At 41.0% G+C, this 26,406-nt stretch carries 24 protein-coding genes and 6 pseudogenes; 26 read left to right on the forward strand and 4 right to left on the reverse strand.

The genetic code is table 11. From position 1 onward, the window contains the following. Positions 1-74 precede the first annotated feature (74 nt). From M5V91_RS00380 to phoU, 9 genes and pseudogenes are all read left to right on the forward strand, one after another. Positions 75-556: pseudogene (locus M5V91_RS00380) on the forward strand (DUF456 domain-containing protein). Positions 557-766: 210 nt separating this feature from the next. Next, entirely contained in the window at positions 767-1,375 is a 609-nt protein-coding gene (locus M5V91_RS00385) for a superoxide dismutase (protein ID WP_009332967.1), read from the forward strand. Between the two features lie 140 nt (positions 1,376-1,515). Then, positions 1,516-2,732, forward strand: a pseudogene (locus tag M5V91_RS00390) (MFS transporter). 131 nt (positions 2,733-2,863) lie between these two features. Beyond that, positions 2,864-5,042 (forward strand): annotated as a pseudogene (locus M5V91_RS00395) (peptidoglycan D,D-transpeptidase FtsI family protein). Between the two features lie 238 nt (positions 5,043-5,280). Next, entirely contained in the window at positions 5,281-6,249 is a 969-nt protein-coding gene (locus M5V91_RS00400) for a PstS family phosphate ABC transporter substrate-binding protein (protein WP_009332964.1), read from the forward strand. Between the two features lie 133 nt (positions 6,250-6,382). Continuing rightward, on the forward strand, positions 6,383-7,339 hold the full coding sequence (gene pstC, locus M5V91_RS00405) for a phosphate ABC transporter permease subunit PstC (protein ID WP_009332963.1): 957 nt from the start codon (positions 6,383-6,385) through the stop codon (positions 7,337-7,339). Position 7,340: 1 nt separating this feature from the next. Next, entirely contained in the window at positions 7,341-8,225 is an 885-nt protein-coding gene (pstA, locus tag M5V91_RS00410; RefSeq protein WP_009332962.1) for a phosphate ABC transporter permease PstA, read from the forward strand. Positions 8,226-8,243: 18 nt separating this feature from the next. Beyond that, positions 8,244-9,071: a phosphate ABC transporter ATP-binding protein PstB gene (pstB, locus tag M5V91_RS00415; protein ID WP_009332961.1), complete on the forward strand. Its 828-nt coding sequence runs from the start codon at positions 8,244-8,246 to the stop codon at positions 9,069-9,071. 66 nt (positions 9,072-9,137) lie between these two features. Continuing rightward, entirely contained in the window at positions 9,138-9,797 is a 660-nt protein-coding gene (phoU, locus tag M5V91_RS00420) for a phosphate signaling complex protein PhoU (RefSeq protein WP_026041601.1), read from the forward strand. A 69-nt stretch (positions 9,798-9,866) separates the two neighbouring features. Here the strand turns inward: phoU and M5V91_RS00425 are convergent, their stop codons facing one another. Further along, positions 9,867-10,352, reverse strand: a complete 486-nt coding sequence (locus tag M5V91_RS00425; RefSeq protein ID WP_251175146.1) for an MltG/YceG/YrrL family protein — start codon at positions 10,350-10,352, stop codon at positions 9,867-9,869. Next, positions 10,345-10,737, reverse strand: coding sequence for a hypothetical protein (locus M5V91_RS00430; RefSeq protein WP_226280633.1), 393 nt, complete (start codon positions 10,735-10,737; stop codon positions 10,345-10,347). The genes M5V91_RS00425 and M5V91_RS00430 overlap by 8 nt, the downstream gene beginning before the upstream one ends. A 323-nt stretch (positions 10,738-11,060) precedes the next feature. Here M5V91_RS00430 and M5V91_RS00435 point away from each other — a divergent pair, with 323 nt between their 5' ends. The 13 genes and pseudogenes from M5V91_RS00435 (at position 11,061) to M5V91_RS00500 (ending at position 21,507) form a co-directional block, all read left to right on the forward strand. After that, on the forward strand, positions 11,061-11,720 hold the full coding sequence (locus M5V91_RS00435; protein ID WP_251175147.1) for a DUF4912 domain-containing protein: 660 nt from the start codon (positions 11,061-11,063) through the stop codon (positions 11,718-11,720). Continuing rightward, entirely contained in the window at positions 11,698-12,528 is an 831-nt protein-coding gene (locus tag M5V91_RS00440; RefSeq protein ID WP_284521648.1) for a glycosyltransferase family 4 protein, read from the forward strand. The genes M5V91_RS00435 and M5V91_RS00440 overlap by 23 nt, the downstream gene beginning before the upstream one ends. A 32-nt stretch (positions 12,529-12,560) precedes the next feature. Then, a complete protein-coding gene (locus M5V91_RS00445; protein WP_284522233.1) occupies positions 12,561-12,932 on the forward strand; it encodes a glycosyltransferase in 372 nt (123 codons plus the stop codon). Positions 12,933-13,162: 230 nt separating this feature from the next. Then, the gene (locus M5V91_RS00450) at positions 13,163-13,804 is read left to right on the forward strand and encodes a hypothetical protein (protein WP_009332955.1); all 642 of its coding nucleotides are present in this window, start codon (positions 13,163-13,165) and stop codon (positions 13,802-13,804) included. Positions 13,805-13,881: 77 nt separating this feature from the next. Further along, positions 13,882-14,030: pseudogene (rpmG, locus tag M5V91_RS00455) on the forward strand (50S ribosomal protein L33). Between the two features lie 116 nt (positions 14,031-14,146). After that, a complete protein-coding gene (locus M5V91_RS00460) occupies positions 14,147-14,722 on the forward strand; it encodes a 5-formyltetrahydrofolate cyclo-ligase (RefSeq protein WP_217026195.1) in 576 nt (191 codons plus the stop codon). After that, a pseudogene (locus tag M5V91_RS30215) lies at positions 14,715-15,406 on the forward strand (DUF92 domain-containing protein). The gene M5V91_RS00460 and the pseudogene M5V91_RS30215 overlap by 8 nt, the downstream one beginning before the upstream one ends. Before the next feature lie 145 nt (positions 15,407-15,551). Continuing rightward, a pseudogene (locus M5V91_RS00475) lies at positions 15,552-16,495 on the forward strand (L-lactate dehydrogenase). Positions 16,496-16,587: 92 nt separating this feature from the next. Then, entirely contained in the window at positions 16,588-16,788 is a 201-nt protein-coding gene (gene yqgO, locus M5V91_RS00480) for a protein YqgO (protein WP_009332950.1), read from the forward strand. A 223-nt stretch (positions 16,789-17,011) separates the two neighbouring features. Continuing rightward, entirely contained in the window at positions 17,012-18,532 is a 1,521-nt protein-coding gene (locus tag M5V91_RS00485; protein WP_251175150.1) for a rhomboid family protein, read from the forward strand. Positions 18,533-18,703: 171 nt separating this feature from the next. Further along, a complete protein-coding gene (locus tag M5V91_RS00490) occupies positions 18,704-20,164 on the forward strand; it encodes a spore germination protein (protein ID WP_009332948.1) in 1,461 nt (486 codons plus the stop codon). A gap of 160 nt (positions 20,165-20,324) precedes the next feature. Next, positions 20,325-20,525, forward strand: a complete 201-nt coding sequence (locus M5V91_RS00495; protein ID WP_009332947.1) for a YqgQ family protein — start codon at positions 20,325-20,327, stop codon at positions 20,523-20,525. A 19-nt stretch (positions 20,526-20,544) separates the two neighbouring features. After that, the gene (locus M5V91_RS00500) at positions 20,545-21,507 is read left to right on the forward strand and encodes an ROK family glucokinase (RefSeq protein WP_019380408.1); all 963 of its coding nucleotides are present in this window, start codon (positions 20,545-20,547) and stop codon (positions 21,505-21,507) included. Positions 21,508-21,572: 65 nt separating this feature from the next. On the opposite strand, the gene M5V91_RS00505 is transcribed toward M5V91_RS00500, so the two are convergent. Further along, positions 21,573-22,906, reverse strand: a protein-coding gene (locus M5V91_RS00505; protein ID WP_284521651.1) for an IS3 family transposase whose coding sequence is annotated in 2 segments (ribosomal slippage) — positions 21,573-22,534 and positions 22,534-22,906 — 1,335 coding nt in all. Because the reading frame shifts where the segments join, the coding sequence is not laid out codon by codon here. 216 nt (positions 22,907-23,122) lie between these two features. Here M5V91_RS00505 and M5V91_RS00510 point away from each other — a divergent pair. The 4 genes from M5V91_RS00510 (at position 23,123) to M5V91_RS00525 (ending at position 26,027) form a co-directional block, all read left to right on the forward strand. Further along, positions 23,123-24,310: a M14 family metallopeptidase gene (locus tag M5V91_RS00510; RefSeq protein WP_019380409.1), complete on the forward strand. Its 1,188-nt coding sequence runs from the start codon at positions 23,123-23,125 to the stop codon at positions 24,308-24,310. A 224-nt stretch (positions 24,311-24,534) separates the two neighbouring features. Continuing rightward, the gene (locus tag M5V91_RS00515) at positions 24,535-25,185 is read left to right on the forward strand and encodes a YqgU-like beta propeller domain-containing protein (protein ID WP_284521652.1); all 651 of its coding nucleotides are present in this window, start codon (positions 24,535-24,537) and stop codon (positions 25,183-25,185) included. Continuing rightward, the gene (locus tag M5V91_RS00520; protein WP_284521653.1) at positions 25,148-25,696 is read left to right on the forward strand and encodes a YqgU-like beta propeller domain-containing protein; all 549 of its coding nucleotides are present in this window, start codon (positions 25,148-25,150) and stop codon (positions 25,694-25,696) included. Before M5V91_RS00515 ends, M5V91_RS00520 begins: the two co-directional genes overlap by 38 nt. A 16-nt stretch (positions 25,697-25,712) precedes the next feature. Then, on the forward strand, positions 25,713-26,027 hold the full coding sequence (locus M5V91_RS00525; protein WP_009332943.1) for an MTH1187 family thiamine-binding protein: 315 nt from the start codon (positions 25,713-25,715) through the stop codon (positions 26,025-26,027). A gap of 97 nt (positions 26,028-26,124) precedes the next feature. Here the strand turns inward: M5V91_RS00525 and M5V91_RS00530 are convergent, their stop codons facing one another. Continuing rightward, positions 26,125-26,298, reverse strand: coding sequence for a DUF2759 domain-containing protein (locus tag M5V91_RS00530; protein ID WP_009332942.1), 174 nt, complete (start codon positions 26,296-26,298; stop codon positions 26,125-26,127). Between the last annotated feature and the right edge of the window lie 108 nt (positions 26,299-26,406).

The raw sequence follows: 26,406 nt of genomic DNA on the forward strand, positions 1-26,406 counted from the left end.
TGTCTAGCGCAAGCAGCCTGCCCCCTCGAGGTGTGGGCAATGCGCTTTCATGTTTTCTAGAAAGGGTGCTGATCATGGAGATAATTTATTGGACGCTGATCATTCTGTTATTTATTATCGCTTTTGCGGGCTTGGTTTTTCCGATTATTCCAAGTGTGCTGTTTTTGCTTGGCGGTTTTATCCTGTATGGAATTCTTTTTCTTTCGAACCTTTTAACTGGCTATTCTGGACGATTCAGGTGCTTTTTGTCCTGCTGCTATTTGGTGCAGACTACGTAGCAAATATGATTGGGGTAAAAAAGTATGGCGGATCAAAAGCGGGTGTCTGGGGAAGTACAATCGGCCTGCTGGCAGGTCCATTTGTCATCCCTGTATTAGGAATTTTAATTGGGCCTTTTTTGGGAGCGGTCATTGCTGAACTCGCAGTAAATAAGGCCAGCTTCAATGATGCATTGAAGATCGGTTTCGGATCTGTAATCGGTTTTGTCAGCAGTGCAGCAGCCAAAGCGGTGATACAAGGGGTAATGATTACTTATTTTCTAATTGTGGTCCTTTGATGACCCGCTCGGGTGATTTGAATTTAATGGAATAATAAAAACAAATTAGGATATTGTATATATGTAGTAAAGCATTTTGTTTGAAACAAAAAACCAACTTTGGTAATCTTAAACTAAAGACCTTAGAAATATTCTAAAATCAGAATTTTATAAATGATTGGAGTGTTTCAGGGGGCTTAATAAAACAGATACATAGGGAGGAATTTTATTATGGCATTCGAATTACCGCAATTACCTTACGCTTATGATGCATTGGAGCCAAACATCGACAAAGAAACGATGAATATTCATCATACAAAGCATCACAATACTTATGTAACAAACCTTAACAATGCTTTAGAAGGAAACGAAGAGCTTCTTTCTAAAACTGTTGAAGAAGTAGTTTCTAACCTGGATGCCGTACCTGAAGCTGTTCGCACTGCAGTACGCAACAACGGCGGCGGCCATGCAAACCATTCTCTATTCTGGCAGATCATTTCTCCAAATGGCGGCGGTGAGCCTACAGGTGAATTAGCAGACGCTATCAGCAGCAAATTCGGAAGCTATGACAGCTTCAAAGAAGAATTTGCTAAAGCAGCAACAACTCGCTTCGGTTCTGGCTGGGCTTGGCTGGCAGTAAACAATGGCGAATTGGAAGTTACAAGCACCCCTAACCAGGATTCTCCTTTAATGGAAGGTAAGACACCAATCCTTGGGCTTGATGTTTGGGAGCATGCTTATTACTTAAAATATCAAAACCGCCGTCCTGAATACATCAATTCTTTCTGGAATGTTGTTAACTGGGATGAGGTTTCTAAGCGTTACAGCGCTGCAAAGTAATAAATGAAACAGCACGGCAGATTACATCTGCCGTGTTTTTTTGCTCCAAATTCCGGAGGCTTTCCCCTAATTTCTAAATCATTGCATAACCGCACTGTCTTTGTAGGAGACTACCCTTAGAACCAAAGGGGAGTTTTTTTATGAGCAGATTTAAAAAACTGATCGGTGATGTCGATTTAACCAAAGACTTAACATTGCTTTTATTTATAGGGGGGCTTTATTCTTTAAGTGCTGCCCTTTCAAACACATTTGTTAATATTTATCTCTGGAAGCAGTCTGGTGAGTTCAGCGATCTGGCTTTATATAACCTGGCCATAGTGGTGCTTCAGCCTTTGACGTTTATCCTGGCAGGGAGATGGGCGAAAAAATTGACCGTGTCATTGTGCTGAGAATCGGCGTGATTTTTTTGGCTCTATTTTATCTGACAGTGCTTTTCATTGGAACGAATGCCTCTAAATTTCTATTGCTTCTCGGGGCTCTGCTGGGAGTCGGGTATGGGTTCTACTGGCTTGCATTCAATGTACTCACTTTTGAAATTACTGAGCCGGAGAATCGCGATTTCTTTAATGGATTCCTTGGAATACTAACATCCGTTGGGGGTATGATTGGACCGATAGCAGCGGGTTTCATTATTTCAAGGATGGAAAAGTTCACGGGCTATTCCGTTATCTTCGGCATCTCCCTGACACTTTTTTCAATAGCGGTATTTTTAAGCTTTTTTCTAAAAAGGCGGCCAGCTGACGGAAGGTATTTATTTGGAAGAATCCTTGCAGAACGAAAAAACAGCATGAACTGGCGTATGATTACAAATGCCCACTTTTTCCAGGGGCTCAGAGAGGGAACCTTTATCTTTGTCATATCAGTATATGTTTTTATTTCAACTGGCAGTGAACTGGCTCTTGGTACATACGGATTGGTCAACTCAAGTATATCTTTTTTGGGGTATTTTCTTGTATCAAGACTTTTAAAGAAGGAATATCGCAAAAGGGCCATTCTTATTGGCGGGTTATTACTGTATGGTGCCATCTTCTTTATCGTTTTTGAGGTTACGTATCAAAAGCTGCTGATGTATGCAGCCACTATTGCTATAGCGTATCCTCTCCTGCTTGTGCCATATATCTCATTAACATATGATGTCATTGGCAGAGGCTGGAAGGCTGCAGAGATGAGAATTGAGTATATCGTAGTAAGGGAAATCTTCTTAAATGCAGGACGTATAGTATCCATTTTAGGTTTTTTAGCTGCCGTATCTTTTTTCAATGAAGAAAAAAGCATCCCTATTCTTCTCTTAATCATTGGGGCCGGGCATTCGGTCATATATTTATTCGTCAGGAAAATACAATTTCAGTCTGCATGAGAGAGAGGAAAATTCTCTCTCTTTTTTACCAGTAAAAATATCTCTGTCGAAAAAGGGTTCTTTATAGTATTTATTGTTATTTTCTTTTAGAATGGGGTTATGAGAATTTTTTAAAGGAAGTGTGCGTAATTTTGAATAGGAAGAAAAAGAAGAAGACCCATGTTCCTTTCCGTCTGAATATGCTCTTCTTTGCTGTGTTCTTATTGTTTTCCATGCTGATCCTCAGGCTTGGAATGGTTCAGATAGTTTATGGTGATGATTATAAGCGGGAGATTGAAAGAACGGAAGATGTTACAGTCAACAGCCCGGTGCCGAGAGGAAAGATGTTTGACAGAAATGGCCAGGTGATTGTTGATAATACGCCGCAAAATGCCATCACATTTACTAATAATGGATACAAGCAGGACGAAATGCTTGAGGTGGCAGAAAGGCTGGCCAAGCTAATACACAAAGATACTGAAAAAGTTCAGGAACGAGATAAGAAGGATTACTGGATTATGAAAAATCCTGAAGAGGCTGAAAAAAGATCTCTAAAAAAGACAAAGAGAAGCTTGAAAAAAGTATGAAGGCGACCAGAAAGAATTGGACAAAGCCATCTATCAGCTCACATTGGATCGAATTACAGAAGATGAATTAAGCGAATTGACAAAAGATGACCTTGAAGTACTTGCCATCTACAGAGAGTTTACAAGCGGATATGCATTAACACCGCAAATTGTCAAAAATAAAGAAGTCACTCCTGAGGAATTCGCGGTTGTCAGCGAAAATCTTCAAATACTTCAGGGAGTTGATACAACAACCGACTGGGAAAGGTATTATGCCTTCGGAGATACATTAAAATCAGTGCTGGGTAATGTGACAAGCTCTGATGAAGGGCTGCCGGCTGAACAGCTTGAATACTATATGGCCCGTGATTACAGCCGTAACGACCGTGTAGGAAAGAGTTATATTGAGATGCAATACGAAGAAGTGCTTCACGGCCAAAAGGCAAAAGTGAAAAATGTTACAGATAAAGCCGGCAATGTCCTTGAAACGGTACCCATCACTGATGGACAAAGAGGAAAGGACCTTGTGCTTAGCATTGATATGGATCTTCAGAAGGAAGTAGAGAAAATCATTGAAGAGGAACTGCGTGAAGCTAAGGCATCAGCAGGGACAGGATTATTGGACAGAGCATACGTTGTGCTGATGGATCCTCATACCGGAGAGGTTCTTTCAATGGCCGGCAAAAAGATTGTGAAGGATAAAGAGACAGGAAAATCTGTCATGCAGGACGATGCATTGGGCAACATCACTACTACTTATAATGTAGGTTCTGCTGTGAAGGGTGCTACAATTCTTACCGGATATAAGACGGGCGCCATTAACCCCGGAACCGTTTTTTACGACCGGCCTTTAAAAATTAAAGGAACACCTGTAAAAAAATCCTGGAGAAATTTTGGTGCTTTGAATGATATTAATGCGCTGAAATTTTCTTCCAACGTTTATATGTTTGAAACTGTCATCAATATAGGCGGCGGGAAATATGAGTATGAGCAGCCATTGCGGATAAATGAAAAAGCTTTTAGCACTGTAAGGGATTCCTTCGCTCAATTCGGACTTGGGGTCCGGACAGGAATTGATCTGCCGAATGAGCAAACAGGCTTTAAAGGGATGAGTACATTGCCTGGTTTCATGCTTGACCTTTCGATTGGCCAGTATGATACTTATTCCAATATGCAGCTTGCCCAATATGTTTCGGTCATTGCCAATGGCGGAAATAGGATGGAGCCTCATATAGTAAAGGAAATCCGCGAGCCATTGATGGAAAATAATGAACTTGGACCTATTGTCCAGGAAATGGAGCCGAAAGTCCTTAATCGGGTAGAGCTTGAAGCTGGCTGGATGGACCGTGTCCAGGAAGGCTTCCGCAGAGTCATGCAGGAAAAAGGCGGAACAGCTTACGGTTTGTTTGGCAGTAAGGACTATAAGCCGGCCGGAAAAACCGGAACTGCCGAGGCATTTTATGATGGACCGGAACGCAGCAAGTTTGGCAAAGAGCCGCCTGAAGTCATGAACCTAAGTCTTGTAAGCTATGCTCCGTCTGAAAATCCTGAGGTAGCTATGGCGGTATTAGTTCCATGGGCTTACCAGGGAAGCGTGGATCACGGAGCCAATAAAGAAATTGGAGAGCGTGTCCTTGATGCTTATTTTGATCTTAAAAAGGAACGGCATAAAAAGGGCGATGATAGTGAAGAATCTGTTCAAAAAGTGGAAAATATAGATGAAGTACTTGAAGGGCAGGAAGATGCCCGCAAAGAAGATGAATGAGTTTTGATAAACTGTCTCCTTATAAAAAGGGAGGCAGTTTTTCTTTTTCCTGAATATGAATTGCAAGCAGGCAATGACGGAAAGATAAATTAATGTTATACCTCTTATTCGACATATTTACACAAGAATCGTCCACATTTACAAAAGCTTTACAATCAGTTAAAACCGCGTTAACAGTAAACCCTTATTCTAATACTCGTAGGACAAAACAACCAATTTTCTTAGGGGGAATTCAGGAATGAAACGTCTTAAAAAAATGAGCCTTTTACTAATGCTGGCGGCTGTAATGGCATTCACTGCAGCTTGCGGAGGCGGAGATACAAATGAAGGTGCAAGCGGAAATGGCGAAAAAAGTGAAGAGCTGGAAGGCAGTGTAGTAATAGATGGTTCTGGGACTGTTTATCCATTTATGGCACGCATGGCTGAAAACTATATGGGAGAACAGGAAAATGTCTCTGTAGAAGTTAGCCGCTCCGGAACTTCAGCTGGCTTCAAGAAATTCCTTGCAGAAGACGGAACAGATTTTAACGATGCTTCCCGCCAAATTAAAGATGAAGAGAAAGCTTCTGCTGAAGATCTTGGCATTGATGTACAGGAAATGAAGGTTGCTTTGGATGGCATCACGATTGTCATCAATAAGGAAAATGACTGGGCTACAGAACTTACACAGCAAGAAGTTGTTGATATCTTCCTTGCAAGTGCAGGAAAGAAAAAATGGTCAGATGTTCGCCCTGAATTCCCGGATGAAGAAATTCAGACATATGGCCCAAATGAAAACCACGGCACTTACGAATTTATGTTTGAGAATATTCTCGAAGAACAGGATCTTCCTGAAAATATCAACTTGCAGCAGGACTACTCAACTTTAGTGGATCTTGTCTCTAAAGATAAAAATGCCATCGGATTCTTTGGCTATGGTTACTATGACAGCAACAAAGATAAATTGACTGCAGTAAAAGTAGACTTTGGAAGCGGACCTGTTGAACCATCATTAGATACAATCAAAGAAGACGGAGATTATGCTCCATTTACACGCCCGGTATTCACATACTTGAATACAAATATGGCTAAAGAAAAACCGCAAGTGCTTGATTATGCTATTTATACAATGGAAAATGCACAGGATGTTGCAGCAGAAACTGGATTTGCTCCATTATCAGATGAAGATATCCAGGCTTCTCTAGATGCTTTGAACGGATTGAAGTAAGTGATTGAAAGTATTGTCATGGGAAGATGAGAAGTTTGCCTTCTCATCTTCTTGTGATGTTACTAGTTTTTTCCTTTGTAGTATGAGCTAAAGAGTACTTCTTTGGATGAGAAGGCTGAAAGGGGTTTTACACTTGGCAAAAAGTGCTGTTCAACACGATAACAAAAAGCTGAATGTACGTGAAATCATTCAGCAAAAGAAAAAATCACGAAGTGTTAATAATTACACTGAAAAATTAATACCAAAGATCTTATTTGGCATAGCCGCAATCTCGGTTTTTACGACTATTGGAATTGTACTTACCTTAATTACGGAAACAATCGCCTTTTTTAAAGACGTTCCTTTTATAGATTTCTTTACAGGCACTGAATTAAAGCCTTTAGGAGAAAATGCTGTCTTTGGTGTTCTTCCCTTACTGACGGGAACAATCATTTCCACACTAATCGCCATGCTTGTTGCGATTCCAGTGGGACTGATGACAGCGATATTTTTAAGTGAATACGCATCTGAAAAAACAAGAAAGGCATTAAAGCCTCTTCTTGAAATCCTGGCAGGTATCCCTACTATTGTCTATGGATTTTTTGCTTTTACATTTGTAACACCTTTACTGAGATCCTTTATTCCAGGACTTGAACCTACGAATATTTTGAGTCCAGGGATTGTAATGGGAATTATGATTATTCCGATGGTAGCATCACTTTCAGAAGATGCGATGAGTTCTGTGCCAAATGCAATGAGGGAAGGTGCCCTTGCATTAGGTGCTACTAAGCTTGAAGTAACCTGGAAAGTAGTTGTTCCGGCAGCTATTTCAGGTATCATTGCTTCTTTTGTGCTCGGTATATCAAGAGCAATCGGGGAAACAATGATCGTAACGATTGCAAGCGGAAGTTCAAAGAACTTTACATTTGACGTAACACAGTCCATGCAGACCATGACTGCTTATATCGTGGAAGTTACAGGAGGGGAAGCGGCAGCTGGAACAACATTATATTATAGTCTTTATGCTGTTGCTATGACATTGTTTGTGTTTACGCTGATTATGAACCTGCTCGCTCAGTATATCTCTCGCAAGTTCAGGGAGGAATATTAATATGAAATATGTGGATTCAGAACAAGTGCATAAAAAGATGGGCAGCCGCCTGCTAGCCAATAACCTTGCTAAAACACTCTTCTTTATGGCCACTTTATTTGGCCTTGTCGTATTAATTGTTTTGATCTATCGGGTTCTTGCTGATGGTTTAGGCTGGATCAACATGGATTTTCTGATGAATCGTTTATCGACGGATCCTGAAAGAGCCGGTATCTGGGGAGCAATAACAGGAACACTATGGCTGATGCTTGTTGTTGCACCTGTCACGATGATTTTAGGAGTAGGCACAGCAATTTATCTTGAAGAATATGCAGCCAAGGGACGCATTTCTTCATTTATTAAAACGAATATCTCCAACCTGGCGGGCGTTCCGTCAGTTGTTTTTGGAATCCTTGGTTTAACTGTTTTTGCAAGAGCATTGGATTTAGGTTCTGTAGTTCTCGCAGGAGGTCTTACGATGGCACTGCTGGTTCTTCCTGTTGTAGTAGTTGCCAGCCAGGAAGCTATTCGTGCAGTTCCTCAATTCTTAAGAGAAGCCTCTTATGGTATGGGAGCGACAAAGTGGCAGACTATTAAAAATGTGGTCCTTCCCGCAGCTCTGCCGGGAATTCTTACGGGTGTCATTCTTGCACTGTCCCGGGCAATCGGGGAAACTGCGCCATTGGTTGTTATCGGTATTCCGGCATTGTTAATTCCCGTTCCTGATGGAATTTTTGATAAATTTACGATTTTGCCGGTTCAGATTTACTATTGGACAATTGACTCTGCCCTTGTAGCGGAATATGCCAACCTGGCAGCTGCAACTATCGTTATATTATTGATTGTATTGTTTGCGATGAATTCAATCGCTATTTTGATCCGCAATAAATTCCAAAAAAGATTTTAGTCCGGGAGGTTTAATAAAATGCCTGTAGTTACAGAAAAAGCCAATCTGAATACTAAAACAGCTAATCTAAGCCAAAAAGCAAAAGAGAATAAAAAAGTTGTTTATCATACAAAAGATCTTAACCTTTGGTACGGGGAAGGCCATGCGTTAAAAAATATAAATCTGGCCATTAATGAAAATGAAGTAACGGCCATTATCGGTCCATCCGGATGTGGAAAGTCCACATATATCAAAACCCTGAACCGCATGGTCGAGCTTGTTCCTTCTGTGAAGATTTCCGGTGAAATTTTATACCGCGAGCGCAATATTCTTGATAAATCATTTAAAGTGGAGGATTTAAGAACAAGTGTAGGAATGGTTTTCCAAAAGCCTAATCCATTTCCAAAGTCCATTTATGAAAATGTGGCATATGGACCGAAAATACACGGAATCCGTGATAAAAAAATCCTGGATGAAATTGTTGAAAAAAGCTTAAGGGGAGCTGCAATCTGGGATGAAGTAAAAGATCGCCTGAACCAGAATGCGTACGGCTTATCAGGCGGGCAGCAGCAGCGTCTTTGCATTGCACGCTGTCTTGCAATTGAACCGGATGTCATTTTAATGGATGAGCCTACTTCTGCACTTGACCCCATTTCCACTTTAAAGGTAGAGGAGCTAGTGCAGGAGCTTAAGGAAGAATTCAGCATCATTATTGTTACGCATAATATGCAGCAGGCAGCCCGTATTTCTGATAAAACAGCCTTCTTTTTAAATGGTGAAGTAATCGAGTTTGCCGAAACTGATAAGATTTTCTCCACTCCTTCAGATAAGCGGACTGAAGATTATATCACAGGAAGATTCGGCTAATTATTGTGTGCAGGTTTAATGAAAGAATATAATCCATACTTGAATGGATGAAGGGGGATTACCATGATGGCAGTACGTGAAAGGTTTGAATATGATCTGCAGGAGCTTCAAAAGAAACTGATTGAAATTGGCAATTTTGCAGTAGAGGCCCTGCATAGATCGGTTGAAGCGCTTGAAACACAAAATATAGAATTGGCTCTTGAAATCATTGATGACGATAATCAGGCTGATATTTTATATGAGGAAATAAATGATTTAGCCATTCTGCTAATTGCCAAACAGCAGCCTGTGGCCATTGACCTTCGCCGCATCATTGTCGCTATAAAAATCGCAACAGACATTGAACGGATTGCTGACTTTGGAGTGAATATAGCGAAGTCTACCATACGCATTGGGTCAGAACCTCTTATTAAGCCGATTGAACATATAAAAGAAATGTACGAAATCTCTACAGAAATGCTGCGTCTATCCCTGGAGGCTTTCACTGAAGAAGATATTGCAAAGGCAAAAAAAGTTGCCGATATGGATGATCAGGTAGATGACCTATATGGTGAAACAATTAAAGAGCTGCTGCAGATCAACCTGCAGAAACCGGAATATCTCCCTCAGATCACTCAGCTTTCTTTTGTTTGCCGATATTTAGAAAGAGCAGCTGATCATGTAACCAATATCTCAGAACATATTTTTTACCTGGTTAAAGGACGTCAATATGATTTGAATAATTAAATTAGGAAAGCTTAAGCGCCTTGCACGCTAATGCTGGACAGTAAAAAAGCTAAAAGGATTCAGCTCCTTTTAGCTTTTTGTTATGATTTTTGCGATTTCTTTATAGCTCATATCAGCGGTCAGTTTAAATGTGCCCAGCTGTATTTTTTTGCTGAACCCGTATTCTTCAAGGTAAATGCCGAAATTTGCTGCCTGATCGATTACATTCGCCTCTTCAAGCTGTGCTGCGATTTCCCCAGGCGTCATGCCGCTCTCAATTGTAAGCTGATAGACTTCCTGTGAACCTTCTTGCGGCTCGGTATCTTTCTCAGCAGGTTCTTCTTTATCTTCCGTATTCTTATTTGCTGGATCCTCGGATTTAGTCTGCTGCAATAGAGTATATTCTTCCTCTGTTAAAACAGTATAGCCGTTTGCCTGAAGAAATTCTTTCGCACTGCTTACATCAATTTTTCTATTTTCAGACTGATTCGGCTTTATGAAAAAATAGGGTGTACTGAAGGCTATGACAGCTGTAAGGATGCCAAATGCAAATGCCCGGGTATTTCTTTTATTCATAGCCATGACCTCTAAATTTCATTTCTGTTTGAATGGTTCTTACTTCATCAGGAGAGAGTGATGATTGTCTTGCAATTTGCTCTACTGACAATCCTTGCCTGGTAAGCAGCATCACCTGATTTTTTATAATTTCATGAACTTCCCTTTTCACTAAGGAATGAGCAGAGGACTCTGCAGGGACTTGCTGAATAAATGGTTCTTCACCCACCAGCAGTTCTTCTTCCAATACTTTTAATTTCTTTTTAATCTGATACATTTCCTGAATCTGCTGCATGGACATTTGGTCCATTTCTTCGCGCAGCTCTTTATAAGGATCTTTCAAGAACACTGAAAGAATAAATAGCCCTATAGACAAGATCAATAATGCCAGCATGATTGATTCCAAAAAAGTCACCTCATATTCATTGAACAGAAATATTTTACCATCAAAAATGACAAATTTCGATATGCAATCCATAAACAGGTGAAAATTAAAGATTTTTGTCGCTGGAACTCTGTCGAAATAGCTTCCCGGCATACTTTAGAAATTTTTTTCTTATTCATTTTCAAGCAGGCATGTGCATTCGCAGGAAGCGACAATTTCCGTTCATTGTAGGCTATCCATATCAGTGATAACATTGGGTTATATAAATAGTCATAAAATTTTGCCTTTCGTCATATATATTCCTTTTTTATTTGCTTATGAAAAAAATCCAAGAGGTGCCGGGTATGATCGATGAAATTATTAAGCTTCGCCGCAGAGGGCTTTCATTTCGCAAAATTGCCAGTGAGCTTGATACAACTGTAGGAAAAGTGCAATATCAGTGGACCAAACTTATCCAAAATAAAGCAAAACGCGACAGCGAGGAATCTGCCGTGAATAATATGACAGCTGAAGAAAATGACGTTCCTAAACAAACGAAAGATCAATTGATATTAACACGCTTAACATTTGATAAGGTAAAAGTATTATGGAAATTATCTAATCATAAAGAGGAAATGGCTTCACTTTACTTGGAAGAGCCTGTCTCTTCCAGGAGAAAATCTTTAAGAATATATGATGTTACCGGGATTTATTTTGATGGGGCCAATGCGGTCGCTGATCATGAAGTAATCCTGTCCCATCAATCAGAATGGATCTTCAAAGGGCTCAAACCTGGCAAGGTGTATTGTGTAGAGCTGGGCATAAAATTGACGGAAACTCATTTTTTCCCATTGCTTCGCTCAGAAGCAATTCATACTTCTGAGGAAATGCCTTATCAAACATCGGGAATAGGCGAAGCTGAGAGGCAGCCTGCTGAATGGACTGTGAATGTGAGTACATACACTTATTATGAATCAATGAGTGAAGGGGAGAAGGTAAAGAATGATGGAAACGGTAACTGCTGAGCGAAATAAAAATACCTGCCATAAAGGTATGCCTAAGATCCTTCTTCTTTCGTGGGAATATCCTCCACATGTTGTAGGCGGCTTATCAAGACATGTGCATGGACTTGCAGGAGGCTTGAAACAGGATTATGAGGTCCATGTTCTGACAGCTAATCCGGGCGATCTTTCCAGCTCTGAACTTAAAGATGGTATCTATATACACCGAGTCAAACCCCTTAATGAAAAAGATCCTAACTTTTTGCATTGGATATTAGGATTGAATTTGGCGATGGAGCAAAAAGCCAATGAACTGACATCTTTCCACCACTTCGAGCTCATCCACGCACATGACTGGCTTGTAGGTGCATGCGGCCTGTCACTAAAGGAAAGGTTACAGTGTCCTTTAATCACGACCATACATGCAACCGAATATGGAAGGAATAATGGGATTTACACAGAATTGCAGAAGTTTATCCATAGAAAAGAAGAGCAGCTGATACTAGGGTCAGATCAGGTTATTGTCTGCAGTGAATATATGAAGGAAGAAGTACTTCAGCAATTTGCTGTCGAAAGCGAGAAAATGTCTGTTATCGCAAATGGAATCAGCAAGGAACCCCAGCTTGATGACCCTGATTCTTTATTGGAGGGGCTGCAGGTGAAAAAAGGAGGCAGGCTGATATTTTCCATTGGGAGGATGGTCAGGGAAAAAGGGTTTGATACCTTGATCGAGGCAGCGCCTATTATTAAAGAAAAGTACCCGGAAACTTATATGATTATAGCCGGCAAAGGTCCTATGCTTGAAGCCCACAGAAAAAAGCGAAAGAACTGAATGTTGACGATGTAATTCGTTTTCCGGGATTTATTAATGATATGCAAAGAGTAGCCCTCTTTCTAAAGTGCGAGTTCGCTGTTTTTCCAAGTCATTATGAGCCATTTGGCATTGTTGCCCTTGAAGCAATGATTGCAGGAAAACCGGCGATAGTATCTAATACTGGCGGGCTAAAGGGAATAGTAAAACATGGATTTTCCGGCTTGTTTATGACCCCTGGAGATCCTGGCAGTTTCGCAGAGCAGGCGTCCGCTCTCCTTGAAGATCCAAAAGCAGCCCTTACAATTGGCAGACAAGGTCAAAAGGTCGCAGAAAGCCTATTCAGCTGGGGACGCATTTCGGAGGAAACAAAAAGAGTATTCCAAGAAACCCTAATCAGCCAGAAGCTTGAAGACCTTGTTTAAAGCTTTTGCAGTATTAGCAGGCTGAAAATTTTTAAGCACTGAGTTGATTGTAGCGGAGGGCACTTGACTCCTGCTCAGAGGAGAGGGAGCGGGAGACCCCGCAGGCGAAGCCGAGCAGGCTCTCGTTCCTCCCCGCGGAAAGCATGTGACTGTAGCGGAAATCAACGGGTAAAATATGACAAACCTTTTATTAAAATTCTTAAAAAATATAAAGAAAAAGGTGCATGAAGATGAATACATTAAATTGGATTCAATCTGATGTTTATGAAGAAATGGAGAAAGCGCCGATCGGGAAATTGAAAATGATTCCGGGTTTATGGATAGACGGGAAAACTTACTGGATGGAGAATGGCAGTAATGAGATATTTCCTGATGAAAATATTTCTGTTCAAATTAAGACAGAAAAAATACATTCTAAAATTTCATATTTTAAAAGCTATATCACTAACCATGTGGACGAGCCCAGAAAGATTAAGCTCTTATTGCAGCACAGACATGAGTATTCTTCCCGTGAACATCTCTCCTTCATTTCTCCCGCAGAAAATGTCATCTTTCATTTGGCTGATTCCAAGCTGTTTTTGGTCAATGGCCAGCTAAACGGCAAAAAAATGAAAGAGTGTACGATTCAGCCTTACTGGAACGTATACAGTGACCAAATTTGGAACTGCAGAAAGAAAGGGACTTTAAAGTATCATCCTATGGTCCAGGGAAATGCAATAAGCGTCTTCTCGCTTAATGCAGTATTCAATGGCAGAGGGACAATAGAAGGGGAATCATGGATTATTAACGGGGTCAGCAAATCAGAAATCCTTCGGTATAACAACCTGCTGATAGGCAGGGTTAAAGAGGGCACTTTTAAAAAAACGTACTAGCATTTCGAATTAAAAAGTGATATTATAGAAAAGTCGTATGAACGAACTAGTTTGAACATAGTTTGGAGGGAAATTACATGCGTGTAAACATTACGTTAGCTTGCACAGAATGTGGAGATCGTAACTATATTTCTAAAAAAATAAACGAAATAATCCAGATCGTCTTGAGCTTAAAAAATATTGCCCAAGAGATAAGCGTTCGACTACACATCGTGAAACAAAATAAGCGGTAGGATCATTCCTACTGCTTTTTTTGTTGACTTTTTTATGGGTATACTTCCCTTTTCTGGATAAATCATTGAGGGGATTTGCAGATGTCATCTTCTGTTGGAGGGGTTTGGTATGGAAATGGATAAAAAAGCGCTTAGAAAGCAAATGCTGGATAGAATGAAGGAATTGAGTAAGCCTGAGTATGAACAGCTATCATATGAAATTGCCCGCAGCCTTTACAGCAGTCCTTTATGGCTTCAGGCTAAAACGATAGGTATAACGGTTTCAAAGCCGCCTGAGGCGGATACGTGGCAGATTATCAGAAAAGCATGGGAAGATGGAAAAAGGGTTGCTGTCCCGAAGTGCATTCCCCAAGCAAAGCAAATGGTGTTTCGTGAACTGAAAAGCTTCATGGAATTGGAGTCTGTGTACTATGGATTATGGGAGCCAAGTCCAGAAAAGACAGAAGAAGTTCTCAGTGAGGAAATCGAAACTTTAATCGTACCTGGGCTGGCATACATGAAAAACGGCTTCCGCCTGGGGTTTGGGGGAGGCTATTATGATCGTTTTCTCGAGCAATATAAAGGAAGAGCCGTTTCACTGGCTTTTGAACTGCAGGTCATAAACGATTTTCCAGTGGAAAACCATGACAAGCCGGTGGAAATGATTATTACCGATCAGCGGGTCTGGGCATCCGGAAATGCTTGAATCTATTGTTATTTTTATTATTATATTAATCACGGCGCTTGCTGGATATTTTTTTCGATTACTGACCCTTTCAGGCAGTATAGCTGCATTCATTGTAGGTGCGGCAACAGGATGGGGATTTGGCTTTTACGGTCTCCTTGTGCTGGGGTTCTTTTTTGCGAGTTCCAGCTTTTGGTCAAAATTTAAAAGCCATAGAAAAGAGACATTCGAAAAAAGCATGCAAAAGGGTCAAGAAGGGATTGGCAGCAGGTGGCAGCAAATGGAGGAATTGCAGCTATTGCCAGCATAATCCATCTCCTGATACCATCACCGGTTTGGCTGATAGCATTTCTAATTGGCCTGGCCGCAGCGAACTCGGACACCTGGGCATCAGAAATTGGCTCATTAAGTCAAAAACCTCCCATTTCGTTGAGGACCTGGAAGCCAGCAGAGACGGGAACTTCAGGTGCTGTCAGCATTCTGGGCACAATTGCAGCTTTGTCAGGTTCTTTTACAATAGCACTTCTTTCATTCATGCTGTTCAGCGTTTCACTTTATGAGGTTATGCTGATTGGGATCTTTGGATTTGCGGGAAATCTGATTGATTCCATATTGGGGGCCTTTTTCAGGCTGAATACAAGTGCCTGGTGTGCAATGAAAGTGTTGAAAAAACCGAACATTGCGGGCAGCCGGCCTCATTGGTAAAAGGCAGGCGTTTTGCAGATAATGACTTTGTTAATTTTTGTTCAGGTTTAGCTTCTGCCTCGGTGGGAATTCTTCTATATATTCTATTGACATAGAGGGACTGAGATGCTGCTGTTCCTTACCTTAAGTGAAAAGGGGAGTTGTTATGAAAAATCGGGTGAACAGAGTCGTGCTGATTGGAACTGGCTTTGTAGGCTCAAGCTATGCCTTTGCACTATTAAATCAAGGTGTTACAGAGGAATTGGTTCTGATTGATTTAAATAAGGATAAATCTGAAGGAGATGCGATGGACTTGAATCATGGCATGCCATTTGCTCCTTCCCCAACATCGATCTGGTTTGGAGATTATTCAGATTGCAAAGAGGCTGATTTGGTTGTCATAACTGCTGGAGCAAATCAAAAGCCTGGAGAGACACGTCTGGATCTAGTGGAAAAAAATTCAAAAATCTTTAAAGGCATTGTGAATCATGTTATGGATAGCGGTTTTGATGGCATTTTCCTGGTTGCGACAAATCCAGTAGATATTCTGACCTATGCAGTCTGGAAATTCTCCGGACTGCCAAAGGAAAGAGTAATCGGATCCGGAACGATATTGGATACAGCCAGATTCAGGTTTCTGCTGGGGGAGTATTTCAAAGTCGATACGCGCAATGTTCATGCATATATTATAGGTGAACACGGGGATACTGAATTGCCTGTATGGAGCCATGCTGATATTGCAGGGAAAAACATTGATGATTGGATAGGGAAAGAAGAGAATTTTAGAAAGGAAGATCTTAATTCGATATTCCTTAATGTCAGAGATGCAGCTTATCAGATTATTGAGCGAAAAGGGGCGACTTATTAGCCATGGGCCTGGTCAGACTGACGAAAGCCATCCTTCAGAACGAGAATTCGGTCCTTACGGTGTCAGCTTACTTAGATGGAAAGTATGGTCATGATGATGTTTACATTGGGGTACCTGCTATAGTCAATAGAAACGGCATTCGCGACATTATTGAACTTGACTTAAACAGCGAAGAGATTGATCAGTTTACCCAATCAGTAAATGTTCTCAAGAAAACGCTGGAACCAATAAGGAAGGATTAGCCAGCTTGCATGGGCGGCGGATTTTATTTTGTTCTGAAGCATGGATAAAAATTATTTCCTCTTCTCACAATAAGGAAGAGGAGGGATTTTTAATGTCTCGATTACTATCCATATTTATGATAGGGCTTGGTACTTATTTTGCCTATCATAACCGTTATCGATTGATTAATGTTATTTTTGGGAACGTCTTTTTGCGGAAACTGCTAGTCACTTCAGTAATGAGTTTTCCGCTTGTCCGCGACAGGATGATGAGCTCTGTTTTCTCTTCTGGGCAATCGGAAGGGCAGCAATAATGTAAAGAAAGCTGCAGCGCCTCCCCCGACACCTCAAGGGGGAGGCGCTGCAGCTAGACAGTTGTCAACATTCAGGATTTTATTTTTTTAGTAATTAGACCGTAATGGTCTTTTTATTTTGGATAAATATTTAGGTGCTTTTTCTTTTACAAAAGGTTTCTTTTTTGCCTATAGTTAAATAAAGTATTGTAATCATTGCAACATATAGAGAGTGGGGGAAGAATTGGCCGTTCAAGAGGATTATTTATTTTGGAAACTTGCGGATTATTTCATATCTGATCAGGGGTACAGGATGATTCAGCTATCTGGTGATCAGGATGAATTATGGCTTGAAAAGATGGAGCATAAAACGATTAAGGCAATCAGGCTCTTAAAATATAATCTTGACTGGAGCAATTGGCTGCAGCGGGATATCGAAGTTACTGCCCAAAAAGCAGAATCTGTCAGGAAGCAGCTTGGCAAAAGGGAGATGCCGGTATTAAATATCTATGTCACTAAGTACCTGCCTGTAGATGACTATGAATTCCGCATCACAGTCCCCTTCATGCCTGAAAATGCGAAAACCTCTGTCCAAACCCTAATCATTGAGTCCGGCAAACCGGATAGCCTTAGTGCGGTTGAGGCCATTTTTGAAAAACCGTTAACGTTTCTGTCCGGAAATTATACGGAAATGGATGTTGATGCACTGAAACATGCCGCTCTTTCTAAAGCAGTAAAAACAGCGAAGAAAGAAAAGGAAATGTTTAATTTTGGGAAGCCCTTCTTTACGTATATATTCATTTTTATTCAAGTTGCTGTTTTTTTAGTTTTGGAAGCAATGGGCGGGAGCACAGATACATCGACTTTAATCAAGTATGGAGCTAAATTCAACCCATTAATTCTTGATGGAGAATGGTGGAGATTTTTGACCCCGATTGTTCTCCATATTGGGCTGCTGCATTTATTAATGAATACACTTGCCTTATTTTATCTAGGTTCGGCAGTAGAACGCGTGTATGGAAATTTAAGGTTCCTATTCATCTATTTGGCTGCAGGTTTTGGCGGGACATTAGCCAGTTTCATTTTTAGTCCTACCCTTTCAGCTGGGGCAAGCGGAGCTATTTTTGGCTGCTTCGGTGCACTTTTATATTTTGGGCTCATTTATCCAAGTCTTTTCTTCCGTACAATAGGATTTAATATAATTGTCGTATTGGGGATCAACCTTGCATTTGGGTTTACCATTCCAGGAATTGATAACGCAGGCCATATCGGCGGGCTGATTGGCGGATTTCTTGCTACTGGCATTGTGCATTTTCCCAAGAAGAAACGGCCATTGCTCCAGTTCCTGTTTTTAGCAGCATCATTCTGTCTGGCGGCTGGATTGTTGAAATATGGTTTCAATGAACCAGGAAGGCTTTTAAATGAACAGACTGCAATGGTGATGGCCCAGGAGCATATTAATGCTGAAGAGTATGAAAAGGCTCGTTCAATGCTTGCTGATTTTGTTAAGGAAGGGAATGCCTCTCCAGAAGCTTATTTTCTGTTATCATATGCGGAAATAAAAGCGGGACAACTGGAAGAAGCAAAAGTGCATCTTCTCCATGTCGTTAAGGAAGAAGCCTCTTTCCACGAAGCACATTATAATCTGGCACTGATCTATTTAGAAGAAGATAACACGGAAAAAGCAAGGCATCATGCTCAAAAAGCCGCTGGTCTTAAATCGGAACACGAAGAGTATCAAAAGCTATTAAACCAAATAGAATAAAAAAACAGCTGATATTTTACTGAATTTTCAGCTTACTACCCGGGAAATAATATCTTCATTTCCGGTGAATTTTCATGAATCATGCCAATCATTGGTATGATTTTTTTTGCATGTCTATGATGTTGAATAGTATGCAAGGAAAAGAATGGAACAGAATGCTGAGGTGGGATTTTGGAGAAAGTCAGAAGAGAGCCTGTAAAGGTTTCGCTGAAAGAAAATATAGAATATCTTAGAGATGCACTTGGAGTTGAAAAAAGCTTTGATGTGATTCAGCTGGATGTTGAATATGCAGAAAGGGAAATGGCCCTATATCTTGTAGATGGCTTTGTAAAAGATGATATATTGCACTATCTGATGAAAATGCTTGCAGGATTGGATGCTGGTCAGCTGGAAGGGGATACGCTTTCCAGGTTAATAAAAACGTATATACCCTATGTTGAGGTTGAAACCACTGATGATCTGAATAAAGTTGTGGATATGGTGCTGGCTGGTCCAACTGCATTAGTCGTGGATGGTGTCGATGAAGTGATTCTCATTGATGCCCGTACATACCCTGTAAGAGGCCCACAGGAGCCTGATATCGAACGTGTTGTCCGCGGTTCAAGGGATGGTTTTGTCGAAACACTCGTCTTTAATACAGCCTTAACGAGGAGAAGAATTAGAGACCGGACACTCCGCATGGAATATATGCAGGTGGGCAGGCGGTCTAAAACAGATGTTGTTGTCAGTTATATTGAAGACATTGCAGATCCTGAAATGGTCCAAAAAGTTAAGGATTCTATTTCTAAGATTGACACTGATGGGTTGCCAATGGCTGAAAAATCAATAGAGGAATTCATTTCTGGCCGGCATTGGAATCCATATCCGATGGTAAGATATACCGAGAGGCCTGATACAGCAGCAACCCATCTTTATGAAGGGCATGTCTGCATCATCGTCGATGGTTCGCCCAGTGTGATCATTACACCGACAACCTTCTGGCATCACCTGCAGCACGCTGAGGAATACCGGAATAAGCCCCTTGTAGGTGCATATTTGCGATTTGTCCGCTTTTTGGCTGTCTGGGCGTCCATTTTTCTTTTGCCTTTATGGTACTTATTTGCTATAGAGCCACAGCTGCTGCCTGATGCATTATCATATATCGGGCCGAATGAAACAGGACAGCTGCCATTAGTCATTCAGTTCCTTATGATAGAGCTCGGTTTGGATATGCTGAGGATGGCTGCAATCCATACTCCATCCGCACTGGCCACTGCACTCGGACTGGTGGCTGCCCTGATGATTGGCCAAGTAGCTGTTGAAGTTGGATTGTTCATTAATGAAGTAATTCTTTATTTAGCAATAGCAGCAATTGGAACTTTTTCAACACCAAGCTATGAAATGAGCCTGGCCAACAGGCTGATAAGAATCGCCCTGCTGATTGCAACAAGTATTTTCCATACTTATGGATATGTAGCTGGCATCATGCTGCTGATAATCATGCTGGCGAGAATGAAATCTTTTGGAGTGCCATACCTGTGGCCATTCATCCCTTTCAATCTGAGAGCATTCAGGGATGTATTGCTCAGATCGCCAATACCATTGAAGAACAGGCGGCCGCGTTTCCTGCATCCCAAAGATCCAGATCGCTAAATGTAAAAAAATCCCTTACTGGCTGCTGTGCCAGGAAGGGATTTTTTACGTTAGTCCAGGAATCTTATTTATTTCCGGGAGCTTGTCCATCTTGAGAAGGATGGACATTTAGATTATACTTTATTGTGGTATAAACTTATCGATAAAGCAGAGGTACAGAATGAAAACCATTTATGATATACAGCAATTCCTGAAGAAATATGGGACAATTATCTACATAGGGAATCGTGAAGCTGACTTGGAGCTTATGGCTGCGGAATTAAAAGAGCTATATGATTCTCAGCTTATTGATGTGAAAGATTACCAGAGCAGCATCTTGATTTTACGGACTGAAATTCAGAATCTTAAAGAGAAAAAATAGACAGAAAAGGTGATGGAGTTTGGCAGAGAAATGGCTGGTTGGGGTAGATTTAGGCGGAACAACTACAAAACTTGCTTTTATCAACTATTATGGGGAAATCATTCATAAATGGGAAATTCCCACTGACAATAGTGAAGAAGGAAAAAATATTACGATAAATATAGCTAAAGCCATCGATCATAAATTGGAGGAACTGGATATAAGCAAGGATAAAATCATCGGCATTGGCATGGGGGCTCCAGGTCCTGTAAATCTTGCAACAGGTGTTGTATATAACACTGTTAATTTAGGCTGGAAAGATAATTACCCGCTGAAGGATTTGCTTGAAGTGGAAACATCGCTTCCAGTCATCATTGATAATGATGCTAACTGCGCTGCTCTGGGCGAAATGTGGAAGGGAGCCGGAAATGGCGCTAAAGATCTTGTATGTGTAACACTTGGCACAGGTGTCGGCGGCGGAGTAATTGCCAACGGAGATATTGTGCAGGGAGTCAGCGGAGCTGCAGGTGAAATTGGCCACATTACTTCCGTTCCTTTTGGCGGTGCTCAGTGCAATTGCGGAAAAGCGGGCTGCCTTGAAACAATAGCATCAGCTACAGGCATTGTCCGACAGGCTCTTGAAAACCTAAAATCGGGTGGAGAAGGGGTTCTTTCCAATTTATATAGGGAGAATGGGTTTATCACAGCAAAAGATGTTTTCGATTCAGCAAGGAATGGGGATGAAGCATCTCTTCTGGTAGTCAATGAAACAGCTATGCACCTGGGACTGGCATTGGCAAATATAGCAAATACCTTGAATCCGGAAAAAATAGTATTAGGCGGAGGAGTATCCAAAGCAGGTGATGTCCTGCTGAAGCCTGTTATTGAAAACTTCGCTAAATTTGCGTTTCCAGGAGTGAAGGAATCCACCGTCATAGATATTGCCACATTGGGCAATGATGCCGGCGTAATTGGAGCAGCCTGGCTTGCTAAAAATAAATAAATAAATTGAAAAAAGCGCCTGATTGCGTGAACTGTGCCCCGATTTACGGACAGTTTAAAAAGCGCCTATGCGGCTAGTAAATGGCCCCGGTATTGCTCCGGGGTCATTTTATTTAAGCCCCATTGATAACGATGCTGGTTATATTCCTCAATCACTCGATCCACTTCTTTTCTAACATCTCCTAAATTATCTAATGATTTATACTCTGCTAAATCCTTAAAGTGCCCAAAGAAACTTTCCATTGGTGCGTTATCCCAACAGTTTCCCTTTCGGGACATCGATTGTATTAAGCCAAGTTCTTTTACTTTGCTTTGGAATTGGGGATGGGTATAGTGGAAACCTTGGTCAGAGTGCAGTATGGCTTTTGGATGAAAATGATCGCCAACAGCTTGTTTTAACTTTTTAAGCGTCTTATATACAATATCCATTTCTAACGAAGTGGATAGATGATAAGCGACAATTTCTTTGGTAGCTCCATCTTTTACGCAGGATAAGTATGCTTTTTGTCCCTTTCCGAAATAGAGATAAGTAATGTCAGTAAGCAGGACTTTTCCTGGTTCTTCTTGATTAAATTCTCGGTTAAGGAGGTTGGGACAAGATCGATGCTCATGGGTTGCCTTAGCCATTTTACGATAAGGATTGGCTTTCCTTACTTTTGTTACAAGATTATATTTTGCCATCAGACGCCTAATCTTTTTGTGGTTCATTACCGATGAATAATCATTCTCCATAATCATTTTGATCTGGAGGACACCTACTTTTTCTTTTTTACTTATGAATATTTCTCGAATTAACTCTATATCCAATTGATCCTTCTCGTCACGTTGTGCCCGTAATTGTGCTGCCTTCAGCCAATCATAGTAGCCACTTCGACTTACGCCTGCCAGTTCACACAGGTAGGAAACAGATTTTTTCAACTGATATGTTCTGATGGTTTTCTCAATTAAAGAAAACTTCTCAGCTGCCGTTAGAATCGTTTCTTCATCAACGCCTGCCTTTCTAGTTCTTCCAGCTTTTTTAAGAAGTCATTCTCTGCCTCAAGGAATTTAATCCTTGCCTCAGCCTTCCTTAGTTTCTCCTCAATGGAAAGTTGTTTAGAAGAAGGACGTCCAGTGCTCCCTTTACCTCGACGTTCCGTAAGGAAACCTTCCTCCCCGAACCTTTCGAATGTTTCTCTCCAACGCTTAAGACAACGTTTTGGCTGTTCCTTGCCAATCATCTCGAGATCAAAGCCTTGTTCAATAAAGATTTGCGATGGTGTTTTCCCACTTTTGTACTCCGCCACTGCTTTTATCTTAAATTCAGAACTATAGGAGATTGACCTCTCAGAAGCCCTCAAAACATTAGGATTCTTTTCAAGCTCTTTCATTTGGAATTCATTATAGATATTCTTACTCATAAAAAATCCTCCGCCTTATTCATTAAAACTATTGAAACACAAAAAACCCCAGAAAGGGGCACTTTTTTATCAGTGTCCACTATCTAGGGTATAGTTCAGCGTGCAGGTGCTTTTTTCTTTGCCCACTTTCGACACTGCGGATTCAAATTAACACAGGTAAACAGTCATCTTTTTTCTTTTTCTCATAAAATTGAAATGATGGAAAGGGGGAGAAAGATGAAAGTCAAAGTCCGGTCCGGAGACTCCATCTGGTATTACAGTCAGCTCTTTATGGTGCCAATCAATCTCATTGCTGATTCCAATCCCGGCGTAAATCCTGCATTGCTGCAGATAGGCCAGGAAATTAATATTCCCGGCTTTACACTGCAAAATTATACGGTAAGACCAGGAGACACCTTTTGGAAGCTGAGTACTTCCAGAAACCTCTCTGTAGATGCTCTTCTCCTGGTTAATCAATCCCTTAATCCAAACAGTCTGGCCCCCGGTACAGCCATAAAGCTGCCAAGGCGGGTAATAACTCCAATTGTATCAGGCAGGAGAAGTTATGCTTACAAAGCTTTAACAGCCGATATTACCATGCTGTCGGATATTTATCCGTTCATAAAGGTAAAATCAATTGGCCAAAGTGTCCTTGGAAAGCCAATTCAGGAGATACGTCTGGGAAAAGGGAATAAGAAAGTGCAAATTAATGCATCCTTTCATGCAAATGAATGGATTACAACCCCTATATTAATGGCTTTGCTGAACAGCTTTCTCTTATCCATAACAAATGTCCGGCCGATAAGAGGCGTGTCAACAATGCCTTTATATAATTCCGTTGACCTTTCCATAGTGCCGATGGTGAATCCTGATGGAGTAGATCTTGTCTTAAATGGGCCACCTCCAGAACTCAGGGAAGAAGTGATTGCCATAAATAGGGGAAGCACTGATTTCACAGGCTGGAAGGCCAATATTAGGGGTGTAGATTTAAATAATCAGTATCCTGCCAAATGGGATTTTGAAAAAGAGAGAAGTGAACAAAATGCTCCGGCACCAAGAGATTATCTTGGGGAAGCCCCGTTAACAGAACCAGAAGCCATAGCAATGGCGGAACTGGCAAAAGATAATCAATTCGATCGAATGCTTGCCTTCCATACACAAGGAGCAGAATTTTATTGGGGATTCGAGGGATTGGAGCCGCCGGAATCACAGGTACTCGCGCTAGAGTTCGAGCGTGTCAGCGGGTATAAAGCAGTTCAATACATTGATAGTTTTGCGGGTTATAAGGATTGGTTCATACAGGAGTTCCGGAGACCGGGATTCACAATTGAACTTGGAAGAGGCATCAATCCCCTGCCCCTGTCACAATTTGATGATATTTATGAAGAAGTGCTGGGCATTTTTCTTGCATCGCTTTATATGTGAAAAATTAACCTTGAAAATGTTTCTTTATTGTATTTTAGTGAAACAGACATTAAAATAACTATCATACTAACTTCACAAGCCAATAGTTCTATGGTAACCGGCCGCTTTTCCAAATCGAAGACGGAAAAACGGCTTTTTCCTATTAAATACATTAATTCTATTATTTTTGAAACATTTTCATGCCGTTTACGTACTTATATTTAGGGAGATAAGGAGGTGCGGATTTGTTGGACACTCAATCTACATATCAAGGGAAGCTTCTTTTTTTATTTTTTGTTATGATGGTTTCCCTATTTTTAATAACCGGCTGTGAACAGCCGGAAAAAGCAGAGATGCAGCAAAAAAAGAATCAAGAAACAGAAGCCTCTGAACCGTCCGCACCACCTGATAATGCTGAAAATAGGAACGTTAAGCCTATCCGGATTAAAGAAGGGGAATTTCAGGGAGCAAATGGCTGGCTCAACGATGATAAAATTGTTTACACTGTAAGTGAGGGAACAGCTTCCAGGGTTTTTTCTTATAACCTCTTTTCTGGCGATCAAAATCTTCTCTATGAAAGTTCACATCCGATTGCGTCCGTAACGGTCAGCCCGGCTGGCAAATACATTCTGATTCGAACATCACCAGGAACCTATGAAGGAACTTTAACCGCGATAAAAGCAAATGGGAAAGTTGTTTGGGAGAAAAATATATCTGGCTTTGACTTTGCTGTTGAGTGGAACCCTTATCATGAAGAATCATTATTAATTTCTTCATTTACTGAAGACTGGGACTTTACTTCCTACCATATCGACATTGCAAAAGGTACATCAGAAGAATTAAACCTAAGGGAGCCTTTTGCCAAATGGGGGATTCAAATCTTCTTTTTTCCTTGATTGGGGCAATGAAAACCCGTCACTTTTTGCACCGCTGGTTAAACAATCTATTGATGGAAATAATGAAACCAAGGTTTTGGCAGACATTTTTCAATTCGATGCTGCCAAAGACAGGCTAATGACCATCACTGTGCCGGCAGATCAGTCAGATCAGGCTATGTATACTTTTATGGATAATGACTTCAGGAAGTTATCTTCAATCTCAGTACCTCATTTGACAAGGTTTTCGGATTGGCTGGTACCGTATTATGACTGGACTCCTCAGGGCATCATAACTTTTCAGCCATTGTATAGCGCTGAAAGTGATATGTATGCAGGGGGATTTCAGCTTATATCCGTTGACAGTGAAACAGGAGATAAGGAAGTGCTTCTGGAAGACATGGAAAATGCGCCGCTCAGCTGCTCACCTAATGGGACAGCCTGTTTAGCGGGTTTTTATCTCGAAGAATTAATAATGCCTGACAAAAGAGAAATCTTTCGGTTAGTAGAACATAACGATAAATCAAGTTAGATAGAGGGGTAAAGATATGGCTATTGCAGACGTTACTGTTATTCCAATTGGAACGGAAACACCAAGTGTCAGCAGTTATGTGGCAGACATTCAGCGTGTATTAAAAAAGTATGAAGAAAGCGGTAAAATCCGATTTCAGCTGACACCCATGAATACCATTATTGAAGGGGAACTTACTGATTTGTTTGAGGTCATCCAGGCAATGCATGAAGTCCCTTTTGAAAAAGGCCTAATGAGGGTGGCAACTAATATCCGCATTGATGACAGACGTGATGTCAAAAGGAAAATGGAAGAGAAGGTCCGAAGGGTTGAAAGTCAGTTAAATGGCTAAAATAAAAGGGCTCCCCATTGAGGGAAGCCCTTTTATTTTTTAAAAGTCAAGCATCAGACGCCATCTGCTAATGCTTAGCAGGCTGGTTGCGCTTTTCTTAGTGAACAGCAGGATATCCACTGTTAATTATGGTCATTACAGAGAACCATCCGAAAACAGCAAGTGTTCCTACAGCAAAAACCAAGCCAAGGAAGTTCTTGTTTTTCAGTGCGCTAAACGCACCAAAAGCTGCAAGAACTGCGACTAATGCAAAAATGATTGGTAGTCCCATTAAAACAGCCCCCTTTATTTCGTGATCAGCAGGCAAAAGCCATATCAAAATCATTCTTCAGGTTATATACCCATTATGTAAAACCAAAGTATTACATTCGTCCTTTAT

Origin of the sequence: Cytobacillus pseudoceanisediminis (genome assembly GCF_023516215.1) — a bacterium.
In the GTDB taxonomy this organism is placed as follows: domain Bacteria; phylum Bacillota; class Bacilli; order Bacillales; family Cytobacillaceae; genus Cytobacillus; species Cytobacillus pseudoceanisediminis.

Coding starts and splice junctions, on each gene's coding strand:
- M5V91_RS00385 (WP_009332967.1), top strand. CDS start 767: ATGGCATTCGAATTACCGCAATTACCTTACGCTTATGATGCATTGGAG.
- M5V91_RS00425 (WP_251175146.1), bottom strand. CDS start 10,352: ATGAATAAAAGAAATACCCGGGCATTTGCATTTGGCATCCTTACAGCT.
- pstA (WP_009332962.1), top strand. CDS start 7,341: ATGAAATATGTGGATTCAGAACAAGTGCATAAAAAGATGGGCAGCCGC.
- M5V91_RS00440 (WP_284521648.1), top strand. CDS start 11,698: ATGATGGAAACGGTAACTGCTGAGCGAAATAAAAATACCTGCCATAAA.
- M5V91_RS00460 (WP_217026195.1), top strand. CDS start 14,147: ATGGAAATGGATAAAAAAGCGCTTAGAAAGCAAATGCTGGATAGAATG.
- pstB (WP_009332961.1), top strand. CDS start 8,244: ATGCCTGTAGTTACAGAAAAAGCCAATCTGAATACTAAAACAGCTAAT.
- phoU (WP_026041601.1), top strand. CDS start 9,138: ATGGCAGTACGTGAAAGGTTTGAATATGATCTGCAGGAGCTTCAAAAG.
- M5V91_RS00495 (WP_009332947.1), top strand. CDS start 20,325: ATGAAAACCATTTATGATATACAGCAATTCCTGAAGAAATATGGGACA.
- M5V91_RS00525 (WP_009332943.1), top strand. CDS start 25,713: ATGGCTATTGCAGACGTTACTGTTATTCCAATTGGAACGGAAACACCA.
- yqgO (WP_009332950.1), top strand. CDS start 16,588: ATGTCTCGATTACTATCCATATTTATGATAGGGCTTGGTACTTATTTT.
- M5V91_RS00530 (WP_009332942.1), bottom strand. CDS start 26,298: ATGGGACTACCAATCATTTTTGCATTAGTCGCAGTTCTTGCAGCTTTT.
- M5V91_RS00435 (WP_251175147.1), top strand. CDS start 11,061: ATGATCGATGAAATTATTAAGCTTCGCCGCAGAGGGCTTTCATTTCGC.
- M5V91_RS00400 (WP_009332964.1), top strand. CDS start 5,281: ATGAAACGTCTTAAAAAAATGAGCCTTTTACTAATGCTGGCGGCTGTA.
- M5V91_RS00510 (WP_019380409.1), top strand. CDS start 23,123: ATGAAAGTCAAAGTCCGGTCCGGAGACTCCATCTGGTATTACAGTCAG.
- M5V91_RS00450 (WP_009332955.1), top strand. CDS start 13,163: ATGAATACATTAAATTGGATTCAATCTGATGTTTATGAAGAAATGGAG.